Consider the following 25,417-nt stretch of genomic DNA (forward strand, 5'->3'; position numbering starts at 1 on the left):
TGCACTGGAGACGGTGTGGGAGAGTAGGACGTTGCCAGGTAAAAGAACTTTACTTTATAGTAGAGTTCTTTTTTTATGTCCAATTTTATTTTTTCAAGAAGATATCTAATAATTCAAAAATTTTTTTAAACACAATTCTTTTATTACTAAGAAATATAATATATTATAATATATAGGAGGCGTATTTTTATGAATGATATTTTAAAATTAGTTAGATTAATTGAAGAAAGCTCAAATATAGTTTTTTTAGGAGGGGCAGGAGTTTCTACAGAAAGCAATATTCCTGATTTTAGATCTCAGCAAGGTATATATAATACAGTTAATAATTATAGTTATAATGCTGAGGTAATGATAAGTTATACTTTCTTCAAAGAACATACTGAGGATTTTTTTGATTTTTATAAAGCAAATTTAATATACAAAGAAGCTATGCCTAGTAAAGCACATATATCATTAGCTAATCTAGAAAAAATGGGTAAGCTTAAAGCAATAATAACTCAAAATATCGATGGTCTTCATCAGATGGCAGGATCTAAAAATGTATTAGAACTACATGGTTCTGTTCATAGAAATTATTGTGTTAAATGTAATGAAAAATTTAGTTTAGATTATATTTTAAATAGTAAAGGGTATATTCCTTATTGTGATAAATGTGGGGGGATAGTACGTCCAGATGTAGTACTTTATGAGGAAGGTTTAGATTCTAATATATTGAACTCTGCCGTTCTATATATAAAAGGATCTGATTTATTAATAGTAGGGGGAACTTCTTTAGTAGTCTATCCAGCAGCAGGGCTTATTGATTTTTATAGTGGTAATAAACTCGTTTTAATAAATAAAACGCAAACAGCTTATGATGATAGAGCAAATTTAATAATCAGAGATAGTATTGGTGATGTTTTAAGAAAGGCTTTATTAAAAACTGGCTATGGGTCAAAGAGTTGTTGATTTATAAAGTATTGTTTTATTAATAGAGCGAAAGGTGAAGTGTGAAATGATGGATGACTTCCTAATTTTTCGTTTACATTTTAATTAAATATAATTATCATCCTTAACTTAATATTTCAGATTTCACTCTTCACAATATTATTAAAGCATAATTTTATCTGAAAAATAATAATAAAAGTTTACAGGTTATTAAAACATCTTCTTCCTATTTAAAAATATAATAGTAATTATTGTAGTAATAAAAATCAAAGATATTACAATTGAAAATCCATTGGGATTATGAAGTAAAGGAAGTCCACCCATATTCATTCCGAATATACCAGAAAATATATCTGGAATAGACATAACTATAGTTATTGAAGCTAAAAACTTCATAACTTGATTAAGGTTATTTGAAATCATATTTGCTGATGCATCCATAGTAGTATTTAAAATATTAGTATAAATACTGGTCATTTCGAGGGCTTGCTTATTTTCAATAATGACATCCTCGAGTACATCCTTATCCTCTTCATATTTTTGCATAATAGATAGTTTTAGCATTTTTTCTAACGTCGCTTCATTAGCTTTAAGAGAAGTTGAAAAATACACTAGTGAATTTTGTAGTGAAAGTAATTGTGACAATACTTTATTACTCATAGACCTATGTAAAGTTTTTTGTAACATTAAACTTTTCTTGCCTATTTGTCTTAAGCAATTTAGATAATATCCTGCAACTCTATAAAGTAATTGTAAAATAAACCGTGAACGTTTATAAGTATAGAAAGACCTTATTTTACCATCTATAAAATCAGAAAAAACTTTACTGTTCTTCAACGATACAGTTATAATATAAGAATTTGTATATATTATTCCAAGTGGATAAGTTTCATAAGTTAAAGAATTTTCTTCCATTTCAGAATAAGGCATATCAACTATAAATAGAATATTATCATTCTCAATATCTATACGAGAAGTTTCTTCTTCATCCAGTGCTGCATTAATAAATTCTAGAGGTACTCCAGTTTTTTTTGATATTAGAATAGATTCTTGTTCACTTGGATCAACTAAATGAATCCAACAACCATCTTCTAAATTTTCTAGCTTATGAATTTTAGGATTACCTAACGGGGTCTTGTATAAAAATATCATTGTAATCACTCCTTTCTAAAAAATAGCATATAGTATTATTATAGCTTAGTCTATACAAAATTAAAAATTTAGCTGAAATAAATTTTGAACTAAGAATAAATGAGAGCATTTGTGAGTATAAACGCAAAATAGATAGAATTGAATATTTAATTAATACTATTAACGTAATATGGACAAATATTAATAGATATGGTTATATTACTGGTTGGATATTATATTAATTATTAGTATAATCACTATATGAGCTTTTGAGAAATTCACGGAGGACCTTGTGTGGAATGTATAAAGAGACTATTATGAAAAAAAAACTAATAGCATTGGGTACAATGCTATTTTTATCTGTTTTGGCCATACTGTTATCGGATTTTATGGGAACCCTTGAAATTAGAGGACAAAGTATAGACACATATTCTTCTTCTATAATATTTGTACTGATAATTATGTTGAATTATAAGCAACTTAAAAAATGTTCAATAAAGTATAAGTATTCAATAATTGCTGATCAATTTATTATTTATGAAGTATTTAGAGATAATCATCAAAATGTAAAAGAGAATTTTAGACTTTCTGAAATTATTTCAATTAAGAAAATAAAAAGTAATATATGTAGTAAAGATATATTATGTAGAAGATATATATGTTTTAGCAAAAATAGAGATATTTATAAATGTAATTATCTAAAAAATGGACAAGAAGTGACTTTTTTATTTGAACCAAGTAATTCTTTAGTTAATAAACTTGATAAATTAATGGAAGAAAATATGTAAGCTAGGGATTCCCTAGCTTTTATTTGACTCAATTTTTGCTTCTTCAAGCAATGTTTCTTTTTCTACAAGATCAATGAATGTACAACAGATAGAGGAAGCAATGTTTTTAACACATGTAATTGTATCTTTTTTCAATGTTAGTTTTGAAAATTCTTCTGTAGCAAAAGGAAATAATTCAGGATTACCTATTTTAATAAATGGTTTTATTGTTGGTATTAAGGTACTAATATTCCCTAGACTTAAACCATAAGTGAAATCTTTTTTATTCTCTACGTTTATTATCCCATTTTCTTTCATATTGTGTACAAATATTCTACTTAATGTTTCGTTTATTTTTAAACTATGATAGGGAACTCCAGATAAATTTAAATTAAAGCTAAAGTTTAGCGACGTTGATAATTTTGTTAATAGTTCACAAAGCTTTTTTTTATATTCATAGGCTTTATCAAGACTTGAAGCTTTAATTGTAAAATCTATTATAGTTTCTGTATTTTTAATTTTGGGATTTAAAGAACCCTGAATATTCAGTTTGTCAATACAGATGTCATCACTCCTATTAAATAAATTCTGAATACTATTTATTATGTCATACCATAGATATGATGGACTGTCGAATATCTGTAATTCATCTATAAACTCAAGTTTTATTTCTATAGGTAAAGTTGCAGGAGAGGTGCCATTCTGTGCATTGAAATTATGCGGTTGGAAGGATATAACGGCATCTACATCTTCAAAAGCTCCTAGCTTAGCAAGGATAGCTTTACTGCCACTTACAGACTCTCCTGGGCATCCATATACCTGTACTTTACCCCCAATGGAAGGAATAATTTTAGTAATGGCCATAGAGGCGCAAATTGAAACAGCATTTAGCACATTAGTTCCTAATATATGTCCAAACGGGTCATAGCTATCATATTCACAAATTAAAGCTATGGTAGGATAGTTATTGCCAAATTCTGCTTTGAAGGCTGTATTAATACCATAGATGTGTTCATCTACTCTAAAGTTGTTTTCTTTAAAAATATCAGTTATAAAACTATAAGATTTATATTCTTGATAGCCACGTTCATTAAATGAGTATAGCCCAGATAGAATTTTATAAATCATACTGTCTAATGTAGATAAATAAGTAATAGCCTTTTGTTTCACATCAATTCCCCCTAATAGTATAGTATCAACATATATTTTAACCAAAAAATATAAATTTATTTATAGGACAAAATAAGTTTTGTGTTTAGGTGCATAAATATATAGTAAAAGAAGTTTTGTGTTAAAACTTCATATCTTTAAATTATAATCTAATTTAAAAAAAGGAGGCTTATATGTATTTAGGGCAAAAGAAATACTGTATAATCTGTGGTAAAAGGTTGAATGATGGTATAATTATTAATGGAAAAGGAATATGTAGACAATGTGAACTAATGATTATACAATCGACAAGTGAATCAGAGGATTACAAGTATATAAAAGGCTGTATTAAGAATACTATTGTGACTAAAATGTTAAAGGGAGAGAGCGAAAATTGCAAGAAACATCTTTTTTGAATAAAATTATTGAATACAAGAACCAGGAGAGAATATCATTTTGTATGCCAGGGCATAAACAAGGAAGAGGTTTTTTGAATACGGAAATGGGTAAGAATTTTTGCAAAGAAATTATAAAAGGTGATATTACAGAAATAAAAGGTATGGATAATTTACACCATCCAGATGGAATAATAAAGCAAGCAGAAGAACTTTTAACAAAGGTATATAAATCAAAGAAATCATATTTTTTAATAAATGGAAGCACTTCAGGAAACCTTGCTATGTTTTTTTCAGCTTTTAATGAACAAGATGAAATTATAGTTGAAAGAAATTGTCATAAGTCAATTTATAATGGGCTTATTCTTAGAAAATTAAAGCCAGTTTATATAGACAATAAGTATGAAAAAAAATATAATGTTCCTCTTTCAATCGATGAGGAGAAGTTATTTAAAATTATAGATAAAAATAAAAGAGCAAAGGGGATAATTTTAACTTACCCCAATTATTATGGAGTTTGCTTTGATTTAAAAAAAGTAGTAGATGAATGTAATAAACGAGGGCTTCTTGTTTTAATAGACGGAGCACATGCGGCACATTTTAATGCAAATAAATTATTACCTAGTTGTCCAGTTGAATTAGGCGCAGATTTAGTTGTTACAAGTTGTCATAAGACACTCCCAGCTTTTACTCAAACAGCTTTTATGCATATAAACAATGAGGCATTAATTGAAAAGACTAATATGTATCTGAAAATGTTTTCAAGCACGAGTCCATCATATATGTTGATGGGCTCTATGGATTATGCTAGGTACTATTTGCAAGAATTAGCAAGTAAGGATTATGAAAAATTGTATCAAGTAATAGAGGAGTTTAAAAAAGATATAAAGAATCTTGATTTTGTTAATGTTGTTGATAGGCAGTGTTTTAGAAAGAGCATATATGATTTTGATTTTACGAGAATAATTCTAAATTTTGAAAATAATTATAGGGTTGATAAAATTGTTAATTATTTAGACCAAAATAATTTAGATATTGAGATGCACGACTTTTATAATATAGTACTGATAGCCACACCTTTTAATACGAAGAAGGATTTTGATGAGCTGTATAGGCTAATAAGTAAATGTTCAGTATTTTATGAAGAAATTAAAGTGCATAATATAATTGATATAAAGATACCAGATATTAGATTTATGCCATATGAGACAATTAATATGAATACAGAGAAAATTAAACTTAAAAAAGCAGAAGGTAAAGTTTCAGGAGAGGCAATAATACCATATCCACCTGGAGTGCCTTTACTAATGCCTGGAGAAATAATAGATGGCGAACTTATAGAAGTTATAATAAAATATATTGATGAAGGTATAGAGGTTATGGGTATAGAATATGAAAATAATAACATAAAAGAATATAAGATTAAGATATTAGAGTGAACTATGAACTGTGCACTGTAACAATAAAAAAATGGAGGATAATATGAAAGGAAAGTTAATTATACTTGAAGCAACAGATGGAGCAGGAAAGAAAACTCAATCAGATTTATTGTACAAAAGATTATTAAAAGATAATAAGAAGGTTATGAAAGTGGAATATCCAAATTATGATAGCCCTTCTTCTACTCTTGTAAAAATGTATCTGGCAGGTGATTTTGGAAATAAACCAGAGGATGTCAATGCATTTGCCGCATCTGCATTTTACGCAGTAGATAGATATGCATCGTATAAGCTTCAGTGGAAGAGTTTCTATGAAGATGGAGGAATTATATTAGCTGATAGATATACAACGGCAAATATGGTTCATCAGGCATCTAAAATTAAGGATAATAATGAAAAGGATAGCTTTTTAAACTGGTTGTGGGAATTTGAATTTACAAACATGGGTCTTCCTGTACCAGATTTAGTATTGTTTTTAAATATGCCACCAGAATATAGTCAAAAACTTATGAAGAATAGAAAAAATAAGATTACAGGGAAAGATAGTAAAGATATTCATGAAAGGGATGAAGAATATTTAAAGAATTCTTATTATAATGCTTGTTATGTTGCAGAAAAATACAATTGGGCTACAATAAATTGTGTAAAAGAAGATAATATAAGAACTATTGAAGAGATTCAAAAAGATGTTTATAGTAAAGTTATTAGTACTATTTAGTATTCAAATAGGTAATGTTTTATTTTTCCATTCAGTATGTTAAAATATATCTAAGAAATGGAGGGGATTATTATGAAATTAATTTTATCAATCATTCAAGATGATTATACAAGTGAATTAGTAGAGGCTATAACTGAAAAAGGGTACAGAGTTACAAAACTAGCTACTACAGGTGGATTTTTAAAATCAGGAAATTCAACATTAATAATTGGAGTAGAAAAAGAAAAAGTAGAAGCAGTTCTTTTAATTATAAAAGAAGTATGTAAAAAAAGAAAACAAGTTGTAGCAGCACCTTCACCTATCACTGAAACTACAGGTATGTTTGTTCCTTATCCAGTAGAGATAGAAGTTGGGGGAGCGACTGTATTTGTACTAGATGTTGATCAGTTTTTGAAAATTTAACAGGTCTCTTTGGAGGATATCTTATGGATTTTAACAAGATAATAGGACATGACGTTGTTAAAACTGGATTATATAATTCCGTTATTAACGAAAAGTATTCTCATGCACATTTAATTGTAGGAGAAGATGGCATTGGCAAAAAAATGATTGCAGAAGAATTTGCTTTAGGGATATTAGGTAAGAAAACGGGGGGGAATTACGTTGATATTCTTAAATGGAGAGTCTTAAAAGGAAAAAAATCTATTGGAGTCGATGATATTAGGGAATTAATAATAGAGATTAATAAAAAGCCTTACGAAAGTGATAAAAAGGTAGTAATAATATATGAAGCAGATAAAATGACTAAGGAAGCTCAAAGCGCATTTTTAAAAACAATAGAAGAACCACCAAAAGGGGTAGTCATAATACTACTTACAAATAATTTACAAACAATTTTACAGACTATTAGGTCTAGATGCCAAGTACATAAATTAAATAAATTGAATTCATATGATATCAAAAAATATATAGATATTAATTATACTGATTTGTCAGATAAAGAAAAAAGGGTTCTTCTAAATTTTGGAGATGGTATTCCAGGAAAAATAGATGAATTTGTTAAAGATCAAAAGTTGAGTAATATAAGAGAAGAAGTGTTGAAGCTTATTTTATCATTAATAGCTAAAGAAAATAGTTTTTTTAAGGAAGCATCATATTTTTTGGATAAGAATAAAGATAGATGGAATGAGGTTTTAAACATATTTCTAGCCTATTTTAGGGATATTATAATATATAAAGAAACTAGAAATAGTGACTTTATTTTAAATTATGATAAAATAGAGGATATACATGAATTAGCAGATGCTATTTCGTATAAGAATTTGAGTAGATTTGTTGAACTAATTAATGAAACAAGAGAAAGACTAGAATCTAGAGTAAATCCCATACTAGTCTTTGATGCAATGCTCTATAAGATGCAGGAGGTATAAAATGATTGAAGTCGTAGGTGTTAGATTTAAAAAATCTGGCAAAATATATTACTTTTCACCTAATGGATTAGATATAAATTTAAATCAATACTTAATAGTTGAAACGGTTCGAGGTACAGAATTTGGTGAATGTGTTATTGCTACTAAAAACGTACAGGATGATGAAATAATTACTCCCTTAAAAAATGTAATAAGATTGGCTACTGATGAAGATATAGAGAAACATACTATAAATAAGGAAAAGGAAAAAAATGCTTTTGAAGTTTGTTTAAATAAGATTGAAGAGCATGATCTTCCAATGAAATTAATTGATGTTGAATACACTTTTGATAATAATAAGGTAATATTTTATTTTACAGCAGAAGGAAGAGTAGATTTTAGAGAGTTAGTAAAAGATTTAGCGTCCATATTTAGGACTAGAATAGAGCTAAGGCAGATTGGGGTAAGAGATGAAGCTAAAATGATTGGTGGGCTAGGACCTTGTGGTAGACCAATGTGTTGTTCTAGTTTCTTAGGAGATTTTGCTCCTGTTTCCATCAAGATGGCAAAAGAACAAAATCTTTCGTTGAACCCATCTAAGATATCAGGAATTTGTGGTAGACTTATGTGTTGTCTTAATTATGAACAGAGTACTTATGAAGAAATAAAAAAAGAACTTCCACGAGTATCATCTATTGTAGAGACAGAACTTGGTAGGGGTATTGTTGTAGCTAATTCAGTAGTTAAAGAAACAGTAAATGTAAAAATAAAGATTAAAGATGGTGAAGATATAATAAAACCTTTCCATATAAAAAAGGTTAAGTTAGTAAAAGGTGATTATGAGTATAGAGAAAATGATGAATGTATATATAATAGCAAAAATAGATATAGTAATGAAGAATATAAAGAGTTAAATGAAATACTAAAAGAAGATTAAGATTATTATTTGTTTTAGAGGGGATAAGTATGAGAATAGTTACAAATTTAGATATGCAAAGAGGATATTCAGAAAAATTTATTGATAAAATATCTTGCTTAGAAGGCGTTATTGCGTGTAGAATTCTTCATAATGAAATTGAAATTATTTATGATGAAAAAATTACTACGGAAGACGAAATATTTGATGCATTGGATTGTTAAATTAAATGTATTATAATAAAATGACATTTATTGATATTTGAAGTGAGAAAATATTATTTATGCATATCTAAAAGATTATAAGGGGATGTTTTAATGGCATATGTAATTAATGATTCATGTGTAAGTTGTGGTGTGTGTGTATCTGAGTGTCCAGTTGATGCTATAAGTGAAGGTGATGGTATATACGTTATCGACGCTGATAATTGTATCAATTGTGGGAATTGTGCTAATGTTTGTCCAGTAGGAGCACCAGAAGCTGAGTGATTTTAAAACCATTCAAAAACGGTTTTTTTTATTAAACTATTCCTTTTAATAAAAAATAGTGGTAAAATATAAAACGAATATATGTAATCAATATATATACTTAATATGTGAAAAGGGGGTTTTTTCATGGCATATAAAATACAAGATTCTTGTGTAAGTTGTGGTGCTTGTGCATCAGAATGTCCAGTTGATGCTATAAGTGAAGGTGATGGTATATACGTTATCGACGCTGATACTTGTATCGATTGTGGTGCATGCGCTAGTGTTTGTCCAGTAGATGCTCCAGTAGCAGAGTAATAAAAAAGACCGTTCTAATAGACGGTCTTTTTTTATTTGCTAATATGTAATATGAAACACTTATAATGCATAGTATATAAAGATTAATTATTTATGGGGGTTATGCATGGCTGTATGGGGAAAAGTGGAAAGAGTATGTGGTACCTGTATACACTGGATAGGAAAAAGAAAAGTTGATTTTAATTATATAGATGTTCAATGTGAAGAAGGTAATTGTAGAAATCCTCATGGATTCTATAATATGAAGACTATGCAGGGTTATACATGTTCAAAATGGCGTGGATTTCCAAAATAAAAATAATCAAATAAAAATACCTAAAGTTATAATTAGCTCTAGGTATTTTTATTTATAAACAAAATTAACTTACATATTTTTTTGATGATGAATTATAAGAAGGAATAGAATTTTTTAAGGTGAAATTTACTAGTAATTCTTTAATTTTAGGTTTTGACTCTATCAATGAATCACTTAATTTTTTATAAATATCTTGATGTTGATTGCTTAAAGTTTCTGCATTTTCTTTGATTTCAAAAGAAAAAATAGTATGTCCAATTGAGTTGAAAGAATGAGCAACTATTTCATCAGCTAGAACATCACAAGTATTTATAAGATGGTCATGAAATCTTGTTTGGTTAACATATAAATCTATCCCGATATTAGAAGTATTATAATCATTAGTATCAGTGCTTAGATCTTCTGATAATTCTAATTCATAACTTATTTTTTCAATTACATAGGTAAATAAAAAAATAAGGTCAACTTTATTTATTATTGTATCCTTGAATTCACCTTTTGAGTAAGATTTCGGATCTTTGCAAAGTTTTAATGAATATGAATAAGCTGAATCTAGGCGATTTTTTAAAAATGTATTTAGTTCTTCATCAATTATGTTATTGCAAAGTGTTTCAAATGAAAAAACATTGTATAAAGAGTACAATTAGAATCCCCCTCATAGAATATAATCTTTTATTAAGACAAGCATAATTATACCTTATAATAATGAGAAAGTTAATACGTTATTATATTTAAAATAGTAATTTCTTGTATTTCTATTGGGTATATTGGATATAAATGTTGGTAATAGCTAATTAATAGATTAAAATTAGTTATTAGAAATTGAAATAATACCATTATTAATTATATAATGAGGGTACGTATTAAAAAAAGAAATTAAAGATGGTGATAATGTGATAAAAAATGATATTGATATGAATTCAGCTTTTAGTATTTTAAAAGAAGATGAAACTTTAGATAATCTGCAATTGGATAATCTTCATTTGATTCAAAAGAAAGGAAGGTTTAGATTTGGAGTAGATGCAGTATTGCTCTCGGATTTTGCAAATGTTAAAACAAAAGATAAAGTAATAGATTTATGTACTGGAACAGGTATAGTACCCATTTTAATGACAGGAAAAACTAATGCAGACAATATAACTGGAATAGAAATCCAAAAAGAAATGGTAGAAATGGCAAGCAGAACAAAACAGATTAATAAATTAGAAGGTAGAGTTGATTTTATAGAAGGGGATTTGACAAATATAGATTTGATGAAGAAGCTTTCTAAAGTTGATGTTGTTACAGTAAATCCACCATATAAACTTGCAAATTCAGGGATAGTAAATCCACAAGATAAAGTTGCTATAGCTAGGCATGAAATATGTTGTACATTAGAAGATGTTATAATAGCTTGTAGGATATTATTAAAGGATAATAAACGAATGTATATGGTTCATAGACCAGAGAGATTAGCAGATATATTTGTACTGATGAGAAAGCACAGAATTGAACCTAAAAGAGTTAGGATGATTCATCCAAATATAAATAAGGCTCCAAACATAGTTTTAGTTGAAGGACAAAGAGATGGAGGTAAATTCTTAAAGTGGGAAAAACCTCTTTATGTATATAATCTTGATGGAAGCTATTCAGATGAGATAAATGAAATCTATGGACGGAAATAATTAAAAGTACAATTTAAAAAAATGCACAATGCACAATGCACAATGCACAATGCACAATTGAGGATGATTTTCTTCCCGTTGGTCAGAAAATCTTTAATTAAGAAAAGAGTATTTAATAAAACAATACTTAATAAAAGAAGATAAATGTTTTTAATCTTTTTTAAAATAGTGGATTTTGCGTAGCAAAATCGCCATTAATTGTGCATTGTGCATTGATAATTGTGCATTGGTTTAAAGGTGCATTGATAATTGTGCATTGGTTTAAAAGTGCATTAATATAAGAGGAAGAAAAAATGTTGGAGGGAAAAATAATGTTAACAGATACAAAACAAAACGGTACACTATATATAGTCCCTACCCCTATAGGAAATTTGAAAGATATTACTTTAAGAGCTTTAGAAGTATTGAAAATGGTTGATATTATATACGCAGAAGATACTAGACAGAGTATAAAATTATTAAATCATTTTGAAATAAAAAAACCTATTTATAGTTATCATAAATTTAATGAGTATGATAAAAGTGATGTTATTTTATTAGATTTAGAAAAAGGTAATGATGTTGCAATAGTTTCTGATGCAGGAACTCCCGGAATTTCTGATCCAGGTAGTGTAGTGATTAGAAAGTGTATTGAAAAAGAGTATAAACTAGAAGTATTACCAGGTGCTACCGCATTTACTACAGCACTTATATATTCAGGACTTGATACTACTAAATTTGTTTTTTTTGGGTTTATTCCAAAAGATAATAAAGGTAAAAATAAAGCATTTGAGCAATTAAAAGATATTAAGGAGACAATAATACTATATGAATCTCCACATAGATTAGCAAAGACTTTAAATGAGTTATATGAAATTGTAGGAAATAGAAAAATTGCTATTTGTAGAGAACTAACGAAATTACACGAACAGATATTAAGGTTTACGATAAAAGAGGCTATTGAATATTATGAGGAAAATAATACTAAAGGTGAGTTTGTAATAGTATTACAAGGATTAAGTGAAGAAGAATTAAAAGAAAGAGAAAAAAAAGATTGGATTAATTTGTCTATAGAAGACCATATACAAGAATATATAGAAAAAGGGGAAAGCAAAAAGGAAGCAATAAAGAAAGTAGCAAAAGACCGAGAAATGTCGAAATCTGAAATATACAAATTCTCATTTAAACTATAAAAATACATAATGTGGGAATAAAGTTTAAAAAAATTGTTTTAAAGTTAAAAATTCATAGAAAGTTTAAGGAATATTGCTGAAAAAACAGGTTTGTGATGTTATAATAAAATAGAGTGTATTGAGTATATATTGTGAAGGAGAGATTTTTGTGCATAAGAGAGTATCAGCGATAGTATTATCGGTAGCAATGTTAGCTTCTCTTAGCCAGTCAAAGACTGTTTTTGCTACTCCGAATTACGAAAGTCAATTAGAAGATCAACAGGAAGAACTAGAAGATCATAAAGAAGATTATGAAGAAGCTCAGAAAAAAGTAGAAGAAATTCAAGTAGAAATTGAATTACTTGATGTAGAAATTGAACAGACACTGATAGATATTGATGACACAGAAGAAAAAATCGCCCAATTAGAACTTCAAATTCAAGAAGCAGAAGAAAATATTGATGCTGCAGAAAAAGATATTGAAGATGAAAAAGCAATGTATAATGACAGAATGATTGCTATGTATATCTCTGGAGGTACTAGCTATCTAGAAATACTTATGGGAGCTGAAAGTTTAAGCGATTTGTTTTCAAGAGTTCAAACTATTAAAACACTTTCTGAGTTAGATGAAGAAATAATTAATGATCTTAGAGAAAAGCAAGCTAAAATTGAAGTTCAAAAGCTTGAATTGATTGAAGAAAATAACAAATTGATCGATTATAAAGACGTTGTAATTCAAAAGAAAGAAAGTTTAGTGGCAGATAAAGATAAGCAACAAGAGTTGATTGATGAAGCTAAAAAAGAAGCAAGTAAGTACGCTAGTATAGTTACAGAAGATGAAAAAGAGATTGCTAAAACAAAGAGTTTAATCGAAGCAGCAAGAGAAGCAACACCATCATATAGTCCCTCAAGAGGTTCTGCAAGTATATCAACGAATTCAATAGTTGCGTATGCTTCTAATTTCTTAGGAACCCCGTATGTATGGGGAGCTACTGGACCAAATTATTTTGACTGTTCAGGATTTACAAGATATGTTTTTGCACATTTTGGGGTTTCAATACCAAGAGTATCTAGAGACCAAGCAAAAGTAGGTACATATGTAGCAAAATCAGACTTGCAGCCTGGTGATTTGGTTTTCTTCGCAAAACCTGGACGAGCTGTCCATCATGTTGGTATCTATGTAGGAAATAATTCTTATATGCATGCACCTAGTACAGGTGATGTTGTTAAGATTTCAACACTATCATCAAGATCAGACTATTATACAGCAAGAAGAGTTTATTAAAATAAAGAAAACTACTGATTTTTCAGTAGTTTTCTTTATTTTAAACTATAATTTAATATAAAAAAAATAAAGGGTTGTCCACCCTTTATCTAATCATATAAAGAATTATTTATCTTCTTTTAATGTTTGCATACATTCTTGACAGATATTTTTACCTCTGTAGTTTATAACATCTCTTGCATTACCACAGAAGATACAAGCTGGTTGATATTTCTTTAAGATGATTTGCTCACCATCAACATAAATCTCTAAAGCATCTTTTTCAGCGATGTCTAAAGTTCTTCTTAGTTCTATTGGTATAACAATTCTTCCAAGCTCGTCTACTCTTCTAACAACTCCAGTTGATTTCATTAAGGTTCCTCCTAATTCAAATATTACAACTTTCGACAAGTTGTAAATAAATAATAACAAATATTACATAAGAAGTCAATAAAATTCGTAAAAAAATTCTTACATTAAAACAAATTTCTCAATTAATTCCACTAATGTATAATATACTATGTATATTGAGGAAAGTCAACAAATTTCTTTATTTACAAAAGTTAAATTAAAAATTCATTAAAGCTAGTGATAGCAAGGATTAAACCGATTTATCATAAAATATATATAAAATTACAGTAATAATTTAAGAAATCTAAAATCTAAAATAAAATAGTTATATACTGTAAAATAAAATAATTTATTTTAATACTTTAATAAGCTTTAACATTAAATAAGGTATAATTACAATATATTGAACAAATTGAAAACAAATGAAAAAACAAGCATACATAAAATTATAATGATTACATATATATGAAATTATTTATCTTAATAAAAAATAAGCCTATGAAATTGGAAATATAAGAAAATTTTTTTCACCTTAGGACAAGAAGGATTATTAAATTCAATAATTAATTTATGAATCTGAGTTATACTTAATACTATATATAGAAACTAGTGTATATGAAATTGTATTTATATGTGATCTAAATACAATAGGAACCAGCTATTTTTGGACATGTATAAATATTTAGATTAGCAGTAAATAATATAATAAGTAATTGTTTTATAAAAGGGGGATTAATATGGATAAATATATAAATAAATTTAATGGAATGATTGAAGATTTTACAGAATGCAATGGTAAATTTTATGCAGTTGGAGGATATTGTAGAGATAAAGTTATGAAAATGTCATCATATATTAATGATGTTGACATAATATATACAGGCAATGTTGAACAACTCATTAATCATATTAGAAAAAAAGGATTTAATATATACATAATTAAAAAAGAAGCATCTATTTATAGAGTTACAGATGAAGATATAATTATTGATATTTCACCTTTAAAAGGAAATACTATTGAAGAAGACTTATATAATCGTGATTTTAGTATTAATTCTATTGCATTTGATATTATAGATAATGTATTTATCGATCCGTATAAAGGAATAGAAGATATAAACAATAAACTACTTAAACGAGTAAATGAGAATAGTATTGCTGAGGATTATGTAAGAATTTTAAGAGCTGTTAGATTTACTAATCAGTATTCACTGCAAATTGAAGAAACATTAATATCAGAAATAAAAAAGCAGGCTAGAAATATATTTAAGGCACCTAAAGAAAGACTATTTATTGAAATAATGAAGATAATAGATAAAGATTTTTATGGGCAAGCATTTTATTGTTTAGATAGATTCGAAATTTTGAAGGAAATAATACCAAATCTAAATGAATTAAAAAAAATAGGTAAATGCAAATATCATGTTGAAGATGTTTTTACACATATTAATATGGTTTATAAAAATTATAAAAAACTTGTTTCTGAGGAAATTTTATTCGATGGATTTTCACTAGAGTTAAAGGAAAAGCAAATAGCGGGTTTTAGTGTACATAATTATATTGCTTTTGCATGTTTTACTCATGATGTTGGAAAATATGAATGCTATAAAAAGGATGGTAATAAAATAAGTTTTATTGGACATGACGTTAAAGGTAAAGAAATTGTAGGTAATATATGTGTAAAGCTAGGATTTTCGAATGAGGGTAAAAAAATTGTAGAAACTCTCGTAGGGGCACATATGTATATTTTGGGTTTATATAAAAATGAGATAAAGGATTATAAGAATTCTTTTTATAAATTTTTTAAAAAATATGATGGGTATATTCAATATATTATTGCTGTGAGTTATTGTGATATGTTAGCTACAAAAAGCTTGTACGATCCGGAAGACCAAATGGAGAACTTTGAGAAGTTTTTAGTTTATATAATAGACGAATATAAATTATATGAGGATATAAAAGTACATAAGTATTTGAATGGTAGCGATATAATACAATATACTAATGCTATAGGAAAAGAAATAGGAGAAATTATTAATCAATTAGATAAACAAACTTATTTTGGACATATTACTAGCAAAAATGATGCCATAGATTTTTTATTAAGGAATAGTTTATAATTAAATATACATAGATATGCACATGTATTCAACAGTATATCCACAATATATACACAGATGTTTGTGGATATATTGTTAGTTGATTTAATATATATATATAAATAAATGAGGATATTAAAGAAAAAAAGAGAATAAGTAAATACACAAGTTATCAACAGACAATGTGGATAAAGACGCAATAATGTGGATAACTTTTTATAAAAACACATATTTATAACTATTTTGTGGATAAGGTTGTTATTTTAGAGTATATAATAGTATATATGTATTTAAAAAAGATCATAAGGGAGCATATTATTATAGGATATTTATTTTTAAAACTTGTAATATAGTTATGATTACCGTATAATATAATTATTAATTAAGTTTTTAAATAATAAAGCTTTTATTTATAGATTTATAGATTCATAGAGTATATTGATTTGTAATGGAGGTTAAAAAGTGGATAAAAGTGTAGAAGTATTAAAAAATATTAAGAATTTAGCTGAACAAATTTCAGATAATAGTTTAGTTTCATATAAAGATTTACCAAGGTATGATTTGTTTTTATCACAAGTAATTGATACACTAAATGATAAATTTGAAGAAGAGAAATATACAAATAATATTGTTCAAAACTATATCAAAAATGAAGTTGTGTCAAAGCCAGAGGATGGTAGGAAGAGAGGATATACAAAAATTCATTTAGCTCAGCTTGTATTGCTAAGTCATATGAGACCTGTACTTACTACTGATGAAATAAAAAAAGTATTTGCTTTAGCTTTTAATGAAATAAATGACAGAAGCGATGATATTATATCTTGGGAAAAAGCCTATGAGATTTTTACGAAGATACAAACTCAAAGTTTTGATAGTTTTTTAAATACAGAATTTTTTGATGAAGAAAAGCTAAAAGCTTATTTGGAAGATTTGAATTTAAAAGAAGATGAAGAAGAAAGAATACTTGTATTTTTAGTAGTTATGAGTTTAATTGCACAAGCAAGTGCTACAAAAAAATTAGCTAAAAAAATTATTGACGAATATGGTAAATCATTTGATGAATAGGATATAATTGAATGCACAATGCACAATGCACAATGCACAATGCACAATGCACAATGCACAATGCACAATTAAGGTGGATTTTCTTCTTTTATCAGAAAATCTTTGGATTTAGTAAATAATAAAACAAATAAAGAATAAATGACCATAAAATGTTGCTGAATATTATCAGGGGCATTTTGTTTTTTTGATGTTTATTAGGCCATATTTTAGAATATTGTTTATATTTATATGTTTATTTATAAAGTATTTACTTTATAAATAAGCAACTTTATAAAATATAGATTAGTATTAATATAAGTTGCCAATAATATAGGAAGAGATAAATTAAATAATATTGCATAAATAATTAAAAAGATGTATAATTATACATAAAAATGGAGGGGTGTTTAAATGAATTTAAAGAATAGAAATTTTTTAACGTTAATGGATTATTCAAAAGAAGAGATTATGTATTTATTAAAATTAGCAGCAGAACTTAAACTTGCTAAAAAGACTAATACAGAAATACAAAAGCTAAAAGGTAAGAATATGGCTTTGATTTTCGAAAAAGATTCTACTAGAACAAGATGTGCTTTTGAAGTAGCGGCACAAGACCAAGGTGCTCATGTTACATATTTAGGACCTACAGGTAGTCAGATTGGTAAAAAGGAATCTGTTAAGGATACAGCAAGGGTATTAGGTAGAATGTTTGATGGAATAGAGTATAGAGGATTTGGCCAGGAAATAGTAGAAACATTAGGTGAGTATGCTGGTGTTCCGGTGTGGAATGGTCTTACAACTGAAGATCATCCAACGCAAGTATTAGCAGATTTTTTAACTATAGAAGAGCATTTTAATAAACCCTTAGGAGATATAAAATTTGTGTATGCTGGTGATGGCAGAAACAATATGGCTAATGCACTTATGATTGGCGCAGCAAAGGTTGGTATGGATTTTGTAATAGCAGCACCAAAAGAATTATTTCCAGAAGAGCAGTTAGTTCAGAAATGTAAAGACATTTTAAAAGAGAGTGGAGGAAAGATTACATTAGAAGATGACCCGATGAAAGCAGTAAAAAATGCAGATGTTATATATACAGATGTTTGGGTTTCTATGGGAGAAAAACAAGAAGTATGGGAAAAAAGAATAAAACTATTGATGCCTTACCAAGTAAATATGAAAATGCTTGATATGACAAAAAATAAAGAAATTAAATTTATGCATTGCTTGCCTGCTTTTCATGATTTAAACACTAAAGTAGGAAAAGAAATTTATGATAAATTTGGCATAGATGCTATAGAAGTTACTGACGAAGTATTTGAGAGTGATAAGTCTATAGTATTTGATGAGGCGGAGAATAGAATGCATACTATAAAGGCTGTTATGGTTGCAACTTTAGGATAAGTTTTTATATAAAATTGCAAAGTATAATATATGGTTTCCGGTTAAACTAGTTATTTATACATGTTAGAAACTACTCAAGCTAGTAGATTTTTAACATGTATAGATAAAGTTTTACTGTGAACACCATATAATTGAAAAATAAGGTTAGTTTTTTAGTTAAACAGTGTGAGTTTTGGCATGGGTCCTTATAGGAGTTGGTATTTCAATTTCTCCAGCTTTAATTAAAGCAGTCTTTGTTAATAATGGTCCAATTAGCTCATAAATTACGGTTGCGGAAAGTATAATTGTTCTAATAGAAGCACCATATGCAGGTAGACTTATTTCGGCTATCATAGCAAGTCCAATTGCTACTCCTGCTTGAGGAACTAATGTAAAACCTAGATATTTTTGAACAGTAGATGGACATTTTGCAATTTTTGACCCAAAATAAGCCCCTAAACTTTTTCCAATTACCCTTGCGAATATATAAGCTATTCCATATAATCCTACATGGCTCAATAAACTTAAATCCAATTCTATTCCAGCTACTGTGAAGAATGCCATATAGATTGGAGGAGTAAATTTTTCAATAACAGAGAATACTCTTTTACTATTTGAAGTAATATTAGTAATAGTTGCGCCTACAGTCATGCAAGTTAATAAAGAGGAAATCCCTATAGAATTTACAAGACCTATTGTAAAGAAAAGCGATGCTAAAATTATAGTTAGTAATTGGTCCGGGCCAGTTGCTTTTTTTGATATATAAGATACTAAAAAACCTACTGCAAATCCTATAATAATAGCTAAGCATAACTCTAAAATAGGCATAAATACAGCATTTATGACTGAAAATTCTGTACTTGCGGATAATGATAAAGATTTAGCAATTTCTAAAGAAATGCCAAATATTATGATTCCTACAGCATCATCTAAGGCAACTATTGGGAGTAAAGTATTTACTAATGGTCCTTTTGCTTTGTATTGTTTTATGACCATTAAAGTAGCTGCAGGAGCTGTAGCAGCTGCAATAGAGGCTAGTACAATACTAAAATCTGTAGGTGCATGAAAAATAAATTTTAAAACTAAGAATACAACTATAACTGCACCTAAAGCTTCAAATAAAGTTATAATAAAAATACCCAATCCTAGCTTTTTGATACTTTTGAATTCAAATTCACTTCCTATAGAAAAAGCAATAAATCCTAAAGCAGCATCAGCTATAATATCAAAATTACCGGAAATAGTACTAGGTACTAAATTTAAAAATGACGTGCCAATAATAACTCCTGCAAGTAGATATCCAGTAACTTTAGGTAATCTTACATAAGAAACTAACTTACCCATTATTAAGCCAGATATTAAAATAATACCTAAATAAAACAGCATATGCATTAAATCATCTTCTTTCTGATTAGTTTAAATCTAGTTTGCCTTCTGTAAAAGAAACTGTATTAAAACAATTTTTACATTAGGCTTATTTAAATTACTGATTACTTTTCGTATAGAGTGAATAGGAATAGGTACATAGTTTTGGTATAATTTGTAAAGAAGCGCGCACTTAGATTACAGAGAAAAGTATATATAAAAATCCTCTATAATAAGTATAGGCTTTTTTATTTTTAAAGTAAAATTCACAAAATGTTTATAAATTATTAAATGAATTAAAATAGAGAAGGTTAAACGTATTCATTAGCTGAATGTTCGTTTTTACTAGATATAATAGATTGTATATTAAAGATATAAACATAAAAGGTTAATAAAAACTTTATAATTATAGGATATAGGATTATATAAAAGAATAAAATATACGACAAAAAAAGAGTGTGTAAAATAGCTTTAAAAATTGCAAATAAAAAATGTAGGTTTGGTTAGGACCTACATTTACCTTATAGGGTTAAAGAAGACTTAAAATCATTTTAACGCCGACCCATATAAATCATTACATACCTATATGCAGTCTCTCGACAACACACAAGCATTACACAACTCATACACATCTTTGCTCGATAATATAAGATACCTTAAGAACTATACATAATCTCTCGACTATATATAACCCTAAACGAATTCGAATTAATTACATCTGAATTGTCGAATAGCCTGCGGAACCCTATATTATCTTCGTTGAACCATTATACATAGCTTGGGACCAAATATATACATTTCGGCACGTAAATAGCCTTTCACAACATATAATAATCTTAACGCCGGCATATAAAGAACCATACAATCCCGTATACACCTTTGCTCGAATGTTAAAAAACCCTAAGATCTCGTAACACTCTTAACTCAACAATGTTAAATCCTCTTGTAATAATTATGATAACCAATTACAATAAAAATATTCTGTTTTTTATAGTAAAACTATGTTTTAAAGGATTGTTGATTTATAGACCATTGTTTATATTGATAGTTCTTATTTTTTAATTAGTGAGTGGATTGTAGTTTGTATTATGTAGTTAATGATTATTTTCTTCTCTTTGGTCATAAAATATTAAATATTTTAATGTTTTAACTGTACTCTGCACTCTGTAAACTTATCAAAAAAGAAGGTGTTTATGGAGACACTCCAAAAGTTATACAAGTAAACAATGAAAAAGATATTAATTTAGTTATTGATAGCTTAATAAAAGAATTAGAAAAAGATAACGAAAAATATGTAGCAATAATTTGTAAAAGTTCTGAAGATACTAAAATATTGTATGAACATTTAAAAGATATAAGTAGATACAATTGGACACTAATAGAAGATAATGAAAATGAAATAAAGAACAATAAAATAATAATTCCTGCTTATAAGACAAAAGGGTTAGAATTTGATTGTTCTATAGTATATGATTGCAGTTTTAATAAATATGAGGATAATGAACTTGATAAAAAGGTATTATATGTAGCATTAACTAGAGCTTTACATAGTGAATTTATATTATTTAAAGATAAGATATCAGAACTTTTGGTATGATATTATAAAAAAATTAATTAGTTGAACTCTGACCACAATATATAGCAGAAGAATGTATCAATCTGGGGTATATATTGTGGTGGATTTTAGTTAAATTTATTTTTAAGGTTTAACCATAACATACAATAGTAACTATTTTAGTAAGTTTATCACTTCTTCATCATAGATTTTTGTCATATTAGACCAATCGTATTTATGAGTTAAGGTGTTATAATTTATTTTTCGTATTTTATCCACATTTTTTATAGCAAATTCAAGTTTATCCACAAATTCTAGTTCTGTAGAATAGAATAATTGTGGATTGTTTTTTATATCATATAAATCTGGATATGTAAGTCTTTCTGGAAGAATAGGATATAAACCGCAGTACACACCTTCCATTATTGAAATTCCAAAAAAATCTTGATTAGATGTAATAGGTAATATATCTCCATATCTTAACCACTCAGCATATTCTTTAAAAGTATCAGCCATTCCGAATTTTACAATTTCATCTTTTAAAATTAATTTAGCTTTCTCAAATATTTTAGGCTTATTTTTATAACTTTCCCCTAATATAGCAACTTTGAATTTTAAATTCTTTTCCTTTAATTTAAATAGAGCATTAAAAAAAGACTCTGGATTTTTGTCGTATTCCCATCTATGATTCCATATTATTAGCGGCATAGATTTATTAAAGTTGAAAGTAAAGGCTTTATTTTCTGAGTATATGTGGTTAGTGGTATCTAAATTAGATTCAATGGTACATAGTTTATTTTGATTTATTGAAGAATCAAATTTATTCAGGTCTAAACCTAAAGATAATACAGAACTTTTTGATTTAAGTTCTTCTATTGCTTGAAGATTTTTATAATCAGGAACGGCTTTAAGAAATAGATTAAGAGCATTATAAAATGACTGCATATGGTAGTTTGAATTAAAATAAATATGATCAGAGCATAGTGCAGAAGTATAGTTAATAAAACCATAATGTAAATCTCTTTTGAGTTTTACATCTTTATCATTAGGGGACCAAGGGTAACTTAATTGATTTTCATGAAAATACATTGATATTTTAGTATTTCTAAGTTTATGTCTAGCAAGAGAAACAAAAGTAGTTAAATCCAGCATATCTGATGCAATAATCAAATCAGCAGTATAGTCTAATTCTAAAAATTGTTTCGCTAGTTCAATAGCGCCCCCATGCATTCTCCATTTCCAAAAAGAACCCTTCAAGCCCATTATTTCGATAGTATGATTGCTATGCTTCTGAAAATCTTCCGCCCAAGTTTTATGTGAACCTGTAAGAAAAGGTTCTATAATTAAAATTTTCATTCTTGTCTCCTTAAATTAGTGTCAGCTTATCTTATATTATCTTATTTAATAATGATGCACAACAGTTCACAATGACAGTGAACTGTGAACTGTGAACTGTGAACTGTGAACTGTGAACTGTGAACTGTGAACTATAAATTATTATATATCCATTCTTGTATTTCCTTCATATTATGAATTAAGACACGAAAGGAGGGATGAAAAAATGGCATGCGGATGTAATAGAAAAAATAGAGGATGTAGCTTTATGGAATGGTGTTTTGAGTTTTTGTGTGAAGATGATGGTCCAGTAGAATCATTTTGTGATGTTGGTTATTTTTATAGAACAACTGGTGATATAAGTTTTGGGCCAAATGCTGCTATTGATTTTGAAGGTGCGGATACTTACGGTGGTGTTACCTTTGAATTAACTAGTCCTAGTGAAATGAAGATTGCAAATACAGGTATATATAAAGTTTCTTATTTTGCAAAAACTCAAAATGCAAATGGAGATCAAATAGGATTGAGGTTAAATGGAGGTACAGTGATAAGTAATACAATTTATGCTACAGGTCCAGATAAATTTGTTTATGGTCAAGCTGTTATTAGAATAGATCAGGTAAATTCAATACTTCAATTATACGCTATAAATCAAATAGATCTTGATAAAGGAAGCGATGTTGAAGTAGTAGCATCAACAGTTGTTGAAAAAGTATGCGAACTAACAGAGGCAAATGACTAAAAAGTTTTTTCTATAAGTTTAAGGAACTAAAATTTATGAACAAAAGAGTTTATAGAGTAATAGTATATATTGTAAAGCAAATGAAAAAAAATGATGTAAAAAAGATATTAAAATAATGAATGGAGGTAATTTTATGGCTTTTCCAGTAACACCAGCTGTTTTAACAGATATGCATAGTATTGACGCCGTAGCAGAAGCAAAGGCTGGTATACTTCAAACTTTAAGTGAATTATTTTACGAACCTGATGCAGCACCAGACCCAGCCCCAGCAGAAGGAAACTTAGTTTATAATATTGAAGCTTTAACTGATTTTGATACTCAAATTTCTCTTATGAAAAATACTTTATGTGCTTATGCGTGTGAAGAATTATCAGCAGCAAAATTAGTTGAATCTCTTGCATGTAAATTAGCAGTAGAAAAAGGACTTGTAGGTGGGGCAGATGATTGTTGTAAATGTTGCTGTTGTTCATATAAATAAATATTAATATAAGGAGGTAATATTTATGGCATTAGAACCAATTTTAACTGACCCTGAATCTATGGACGTTATTATGGAAGCAGAGGCTGGAGTAGTTCAAGGGATGTCTTGGTTTTTATACAATACAGTTGTACCAGGATTAGAAGCATTAGTAGCTGTTCCTGCAACTCCAACAGCAGAAGAAGTTCAAGACCAAGTAGCTAAGATAAAAACTATTTTATGCGGATACACTGCAAAAGAATGTGCTATGGCTGAATTAATTAAAGCTGTTGCTAAGAAAACAGCAGTGGATAATGGAATAGACCCTACAGTAGTATGTGATTGTTTTTGTGACAATAGTAGCTGCTAGTAGTTAAATAAGTATAAATCTATTTGGGTAAATAAGCCCAAATAGATTTATAATATATAAATTTTTAATGAAAATAAGATAGAAGTATATATTTTTTTACACAGTAAAAAAGTTAATAGGTAAATATTTAGTGATTTTTTAATAAGGGGCACTAAATGTTGGTTTATTATCTTGAGAACCTAAAATTCTATAGCTATTTGACCATAAAAATTTTTATTATAAATAGCAAGGGATTTATAGTAAAGGGGGATTGAAGATGAAAAATGGTACAAACATGAGATGTGAGTGTAATAGAGAAAAATGCAGCGATAAAAAATATTTGAATGATATCCTTAAATCAGAATCGGAAATATTAAAATGTTTGCAAGTATTTTTATGCCATTTTCTTAAAGATTTAGAAGAGATAGAATCACCAGAAAAAAGAGGGCAAATTGCAAAAAATATAATATGTGCCTATGAATGTAAGGAAAAATCAATTGCAGAAGTAATAAAGGCAATTTCTATTAAGCAGAAGGTAGATAATTATCAAAAGGATAAAGGATGTTTTGAGATATCGAATTATAATAACTATGGTATAGGGAAATATTTACTTATAATCATTTTTGTGATAATTATTTCTATAGTGGCTTCTTGTTGTAATTATTATAATGGATATTGTTAAGGATAGAAAATCGCGAAAGGTAATCGCGATTTTCTATTATCAAAAAATATCCTTTTTTATATTTGATAAAAGTATGAAAATTACCATTATTACTAATAATAACAT

At 27.7% G+C, this 25,417-nt stretch carries 29 protein-coding genes; 23 read left to right on the forward strand and 6 right to left on the reverse strand.

From position 1 onward, the window contains the following. The first annotated feature begins 189 nt into the window (after nt 1-189). Nucleotides 190-948: an NAD-dependent protein deacylase gene (locus ACVHXK_RS14000; protein ID WP_461207030.1), complete on the forward strand. Its 759-nt coding sequence runs from the start codon at nt 190-192 to the stop codon at nt 946-948. Between the two features lie 189 nt (nt 949-1,137). On the opposite strand, the gene ACVHXK_RS14005 is transcribed toward ACVHXK_RS14000, so the two are convergent. Continuing rightward, complete coding sequence (locus ACVHXK_RS14005; protein ID WP_461207031.1) at nt 1,138-2,079, reverse strand: magnesium transporter CorA family protein; 942 nt, start codon at nt 2,077-2,079, stop codon at nt 1,138-1,140. Between the two features lie 278 nt (nt 2,080-2,357). On the opposite strand from ACVHXK_RS14005, the gene ACVHXK_RS14010 reads away from it, so the two are divergent. Next, nucleotides 2,358-2,846: a hypothetical protein gene (locus ACVHXK_RS14010; protein WP_461207032.1), complete on the forward strand. Its 489-nt coding sequence runs from the start codon at nt 2,358-2,360 to the stop codon at nt 2,844-2,846. A 12-nt stretch (nt 2,847-2,858) separates the two neighbouring features. Here ACVHXK_RS14010 and ACVHXK_RS14015 read toward each other — a convergent pair whose 3' ends face one another. Beyond that, nucleotides 2,859-3,995, reverse strand: coding sequence for a zinc-binding metallopeptidase family protein (locus ACVHXK_RS14015; RefSeq protein WP_461207033.1), 1,137 nt, complete (start codon nt 3,993-3,995; stop codon nt 2,859-2,861). Nucleotides 3,996-4,168: 173 nt separating this feature from the next. On the opposite strand from ACVHXK_RS14015, the gene ACVHXK_RS14020 reads away from it, so the two are divergent. The 10 genes from ACVHXK_RS14020 to ACVHXK_RS14065 all read left to right on the forward strand — a co-directional run bounded on the left by ACVHXK_RS14020 (nt 4,169) and on the right by ACVHXK_RS14065 (nt 9,871). Further along, complete coding sequence (locus ACVHXK_RS14020; RefSeq protein WP_461207034.1) at nt 4,169-4,390, forward strand: sigma factor G inhibitor Gin; 222 nt, start codon at nt 4,169-4,171, stop codon at nt 4,388-4,390. A 44-nt stretch (nt 4,391-4,434) separates the two neighbouring features. Further along, nucleotides 4,435-5,808, forward strand: a complete 1,374-nt coding sequence (locus ACVHXK_RS14025) for an aminotransferase class I/II-fold pyridoxal phosphate-dependent enzyme (RefSeq protein WP_461207035.1) — start codon at nt 4,435-4,437, stop codon at nt 5,806-5,808. A 43-nt stretch (nt 5,809-5,851) separates the two neighbouring features. After that, a complete protein-coding gene (locus ACVHXK_RS14030) occupies nt 5,852-6,526 on the forward strand; it encodes a dTMP kinase (RefSeq protein WP_461207036.1) in 675 nt (224 codons plus the stop codon). Between the two features lie 72 nt (nt 6,527-6,598). Beyond that, on the forward strand, nt 6,599-6,928 hold the full coding sequence (locus tag ACVHXK_RS14035) for a cyclic-di-AMP receptor (RefSeq protein ID WP_461207037.1): 330 nt from the start codon (nt 6,599-6,601) through the stop codon (nt 6,926-6,928). A gap of 23 nt (nt 6,929-6,951) precedes the next feature. Then, nucleotides 6,952-7,896, forward strand: a complete 945-nt coding sequence (locus ACVHXK_RS14040) for a DNA polymerase III subunit delta' (RefSeq protein WP_461207038.1) — start codon at nt 6,952-6,954, stop codon at nt 7,894-7,896. Nucleotide 7,897: 1 nt separating this feature from the next. After that, nucleotides 7,898-8,812, forward strand: coding sequence for a PSP1 domain-containing protein (locus ACVHXK_RS14045; RefSeq protein WP_461207039.1), 915 nt, complete (start codon nt 7,898-7,900; stop codon nt 8,810-8,812). A gap of 29 nt (nt 8,813-8,841) precedes the next feature. Next, the gene (locus ACVHXK_RS14050) at nt 8,842-9,015 is read left to right on the forward strand and encodes a hypothetical protein (RefSeq protein WP_461207040.1); all 174 of its coding nucleotides are present in this window, start codon (nt 8,842-8,844) and stop codon (nt 9,013-9,015) included. Between the two features lie 93 nt (nt 9,016-9,108). Beyond that, entirely contained in the window at nt 9,109-9,279 is a 171-nt protein-coding gene (locus ACVHXK_RS14055) for a DUF362 domain-containing protein (RefSeq protein ID WP_461207041.1), read from the forward strand. Between the two features lie 126 nt (nt 9,280-9,405). Beyond that, nucleotides 9,406-9,576, forward strand: coding sequence for a DUF362 domain-containing protein (locus ACVHXK_RS14060; protein ID WP_461207042.1), 171 nt, complete (start codon nt 9,406-9,408; stop codon nt 9,574-9,576). A 106-nt stretch (nt 9,577-9,682) separates the two neighbouring features. Next, nucleotides 9,683-9,871, forward strand: a complete 189-nt coding sequence (locus ACVHXK_RS14065; RefSeq protein ID WP_461207043.1) for a hypothetical protein — start codon at nt 9,683-9,685, stop codon at nt 9,869-9,871. A 64-nt stretch (nt 9,872-9,935) separates the two neighbouring features. Here ACVHXK_RS14065 and ACVHXK_RS14070 read toward each other — a convergent pair whose 3' ends face one another. Beyond that, nucleotides 9,936-10,514, reverse strand: a complete 579-nt coding sequence (locus ACVHXK_RS14070) for a hypothetical protein (RefSeq protein ID WP_461207044.1) — start codon at nt 10,512-10,514, stop codon at nt 9,936-9,938. Nucleotides 10,515-10,785: 271 nt separating this feature from the next. Here ACVHXK_RS14070 and ACVHXK_RS14075 point away from each other — a divergent pair, with 271 nt between their 5' ends. From ACVHXK_RS14075 to ACVHXK_RS14085, 3 genes are all read left to right on the forward strand, one after another. Beyond that, entirely contained in the window at nt 10,786-11,535 is a 750-nt protein-coding gene (locus tag ACVHXK_RS14075; protein ID WP_461207072.1) for a tRNA1(Val) (adenine(37)-N6)-methyltransferase, read from the forward strand. Nucleotides 11,536-11,846: 311 nt separating this feature from the next. Continuing rightward, the gene (gene rsmI, locus ACVHXK_RS14080; RefSeq protein ID WP_461207045.1) at nt 11,847-12,707 is read left to right on the forward strand and encodes a 16S rRNA (cytidine(1402)-2'-O)-methyltransferase; all 861 of its coding nucleotides are present in this window, start codon (nt 11,847-11,849) and stop codon (nt 12,705-12,707) included. Nucleotides 12,708-12,855: 148 nt separating this feature from the next. Beyond that, entirely contained in the window at nt 12,856-13,971 is a 1,116-nt protein-coding gene (locus tag ACVHXK_RS14085; RefSeq protein WP_461207046.1) for a C40 family peptidase, read from the forward strand. 105 nt (nt 13,972-14,076) lie between these two features. Here the strand turns inward: ACVHXK_RS14085 and ACVHXK_RS14090 are convergent, their stop codons facing one another. Further along, nucleotides 14,077-14,322 carry an AbrB/MazE/SpoVT family DNA-binding domain-containing protein gene (locus ACVHXK_RS14090; protein WP_461207047.1) on the reverse strand — a complete coding sequence of 82 codons (246 nt, stop codon included), beginning with the start codon at nt 14,320-14,322 and terminating at the stop codon, nt 14,077-14,079. 716 nt (nt 14,323-15,038) lie between these two features. On the opposite strand from ACVHXK_RS14090, the gene ACVHXK_RS14095 reads away from it, so the two are divergent. From ACVHXK_RS14095 to argF, 3 genes are all read left to right on the forward strand, one after another. Next, the gene (locus tag ACVHXK_RS14095; protein WP_461207048.1) at nt 15,039-16,421 is read left to right on the forward strand and encodes a tRNA nucleotidyltransferase/poly(A) polymerase family protein; all 1,383 of its coding nucleotides are present in this window, start codon (nt 15,039-15,041) and stop codon (nt 16,419-16,421) included. Between the two features lie 441 nt (nt 16,422-16,862). Then, on the forward strand, nt 16,863-17,465 hold the full coding sequence (locus tag ACVHXK_RS14100; RefSeq protein ID WP_461207049.1) for a DUF1836 domain-containing protein: 603 nt from the start codon (nt 16,863-16,865) through the stop codon (nt 17,463-17,465). Nucleotides 17,466-17,855: 390 nt separating this feature from the next. Beyond that, a complete protein-coding gene (gene argF, locus ACVHXK_RS14105) occupies nt 17,856-18,848 on the forward strand; it encodes an ornithine carbamoyltransferase (RefSeq protein WP_461207050.1) in 993 nt (330 codons plus the stop codon). Nucleotides 18,849-19,004: 156 nt separating this feature from the next. Here the strand turns inward: argF and ACVHXK_RS14110 are convergent, their stop codons facing one another. After that, nucleotides 19,005-20,219, reverse strand: a complete 1,215-nt coding sequence (locus ACVHXK_RS14110) for a cation:proton antiporter (RefSeq protein WP_461207051.1) — start codon at nt 20,217-20,219, stop codon at nt 19,005-19,007. A gap of 1,306 nt (nt 20,220-21,525) precedes the next feature. Here ACVHXK_RS14110 and ACVHXK_RS14115 point away from each other — a divergent pair. Continuing rightward, complete coding sequence (locus ACVHXK_RS14115; protein ID WP_461207052.1) at nt 21,526-21,789, forward strand: ATP-binding domain-containing protein; 264 nt, start codon at nt 21,526-21,528, stop codon at nt 21,787-21,789. A 132-nt stretch (nt 21,790-21,921) separates the two neighbouring features. Here ACVHXK_RS14115 and ACVHXK_RS14120 read toward each other — a convergent pair whose 3' ends face one another. Next, on the reverse strand, nt 21,922-23,103 hold the full coding sequence (locus tag ACVHXK_RS14120; protein ID WP_461207053.1) for a tRNA-queuosine alpha-mannosyltransferase domain-containing protein: 1,182 nt from the start codon (nt 23,101-23,103) through the stop codon (nt 21,922-21,924). Between the two features lie 205 nt (nt 23,104-23,308). On the opposite strand from ACVHXK_RS14120, the gene ACVHXK_RS14125 reads away from it, so the two are divergent. From ACVHXK_RS14125 to ACVHXK_RS14140, 4 genes are all read left to right on the forward strand, one after another. Next, the gene (locus ACVHXK_RS14125) at nt 23,309-23,824 is read left to right on the forward strand and encodes a hypothetical protein (RefSeq protein ID WP_461207054.1); all 516 of its coding nucleotides are present in this window, start codon (nt 23,309-23,311) and stop codon (nt 23,822-23,824) included. Between the two features lie 133 nt (nt 23,825-23,957). Further along, entirely contained in the window at nt 23,958-24,302 is a 345-nt protein-coding gene (locus ACVHXK_RS14130) for a hypothetical protein (RefSeq protein WP_461207055.1), read from the forward strand. A 25-nt stretch (nt 24,303-24,327) separates the two neighbouring features. Continuing rightward, entirely contained in the window at nt 24,328-24,651 is a 324-nt protein-coding gene (locus ACVHXK_RS14135; protein WP_461207056.1) for a hypothetical protein, read from the forward strand. 256 nt (nt 24,652-24,907) lie between these two features. Beyond that, on the forward strand, nt 24,908-25,312 hold the full coding sequence (locus ACVHXK_RS14140) for a hypothetical protein (protein WP_461207057.1): 405 nt from the start codon (nt 24,908-24,910) through the stop codon (nt 25,310-25,312). Nucleotides 25,313-25,417: the final 105 nt, after the last annotated feature.

The organism is Clostridium sp. DL1XJH146 (assembly GCF_054819755.1).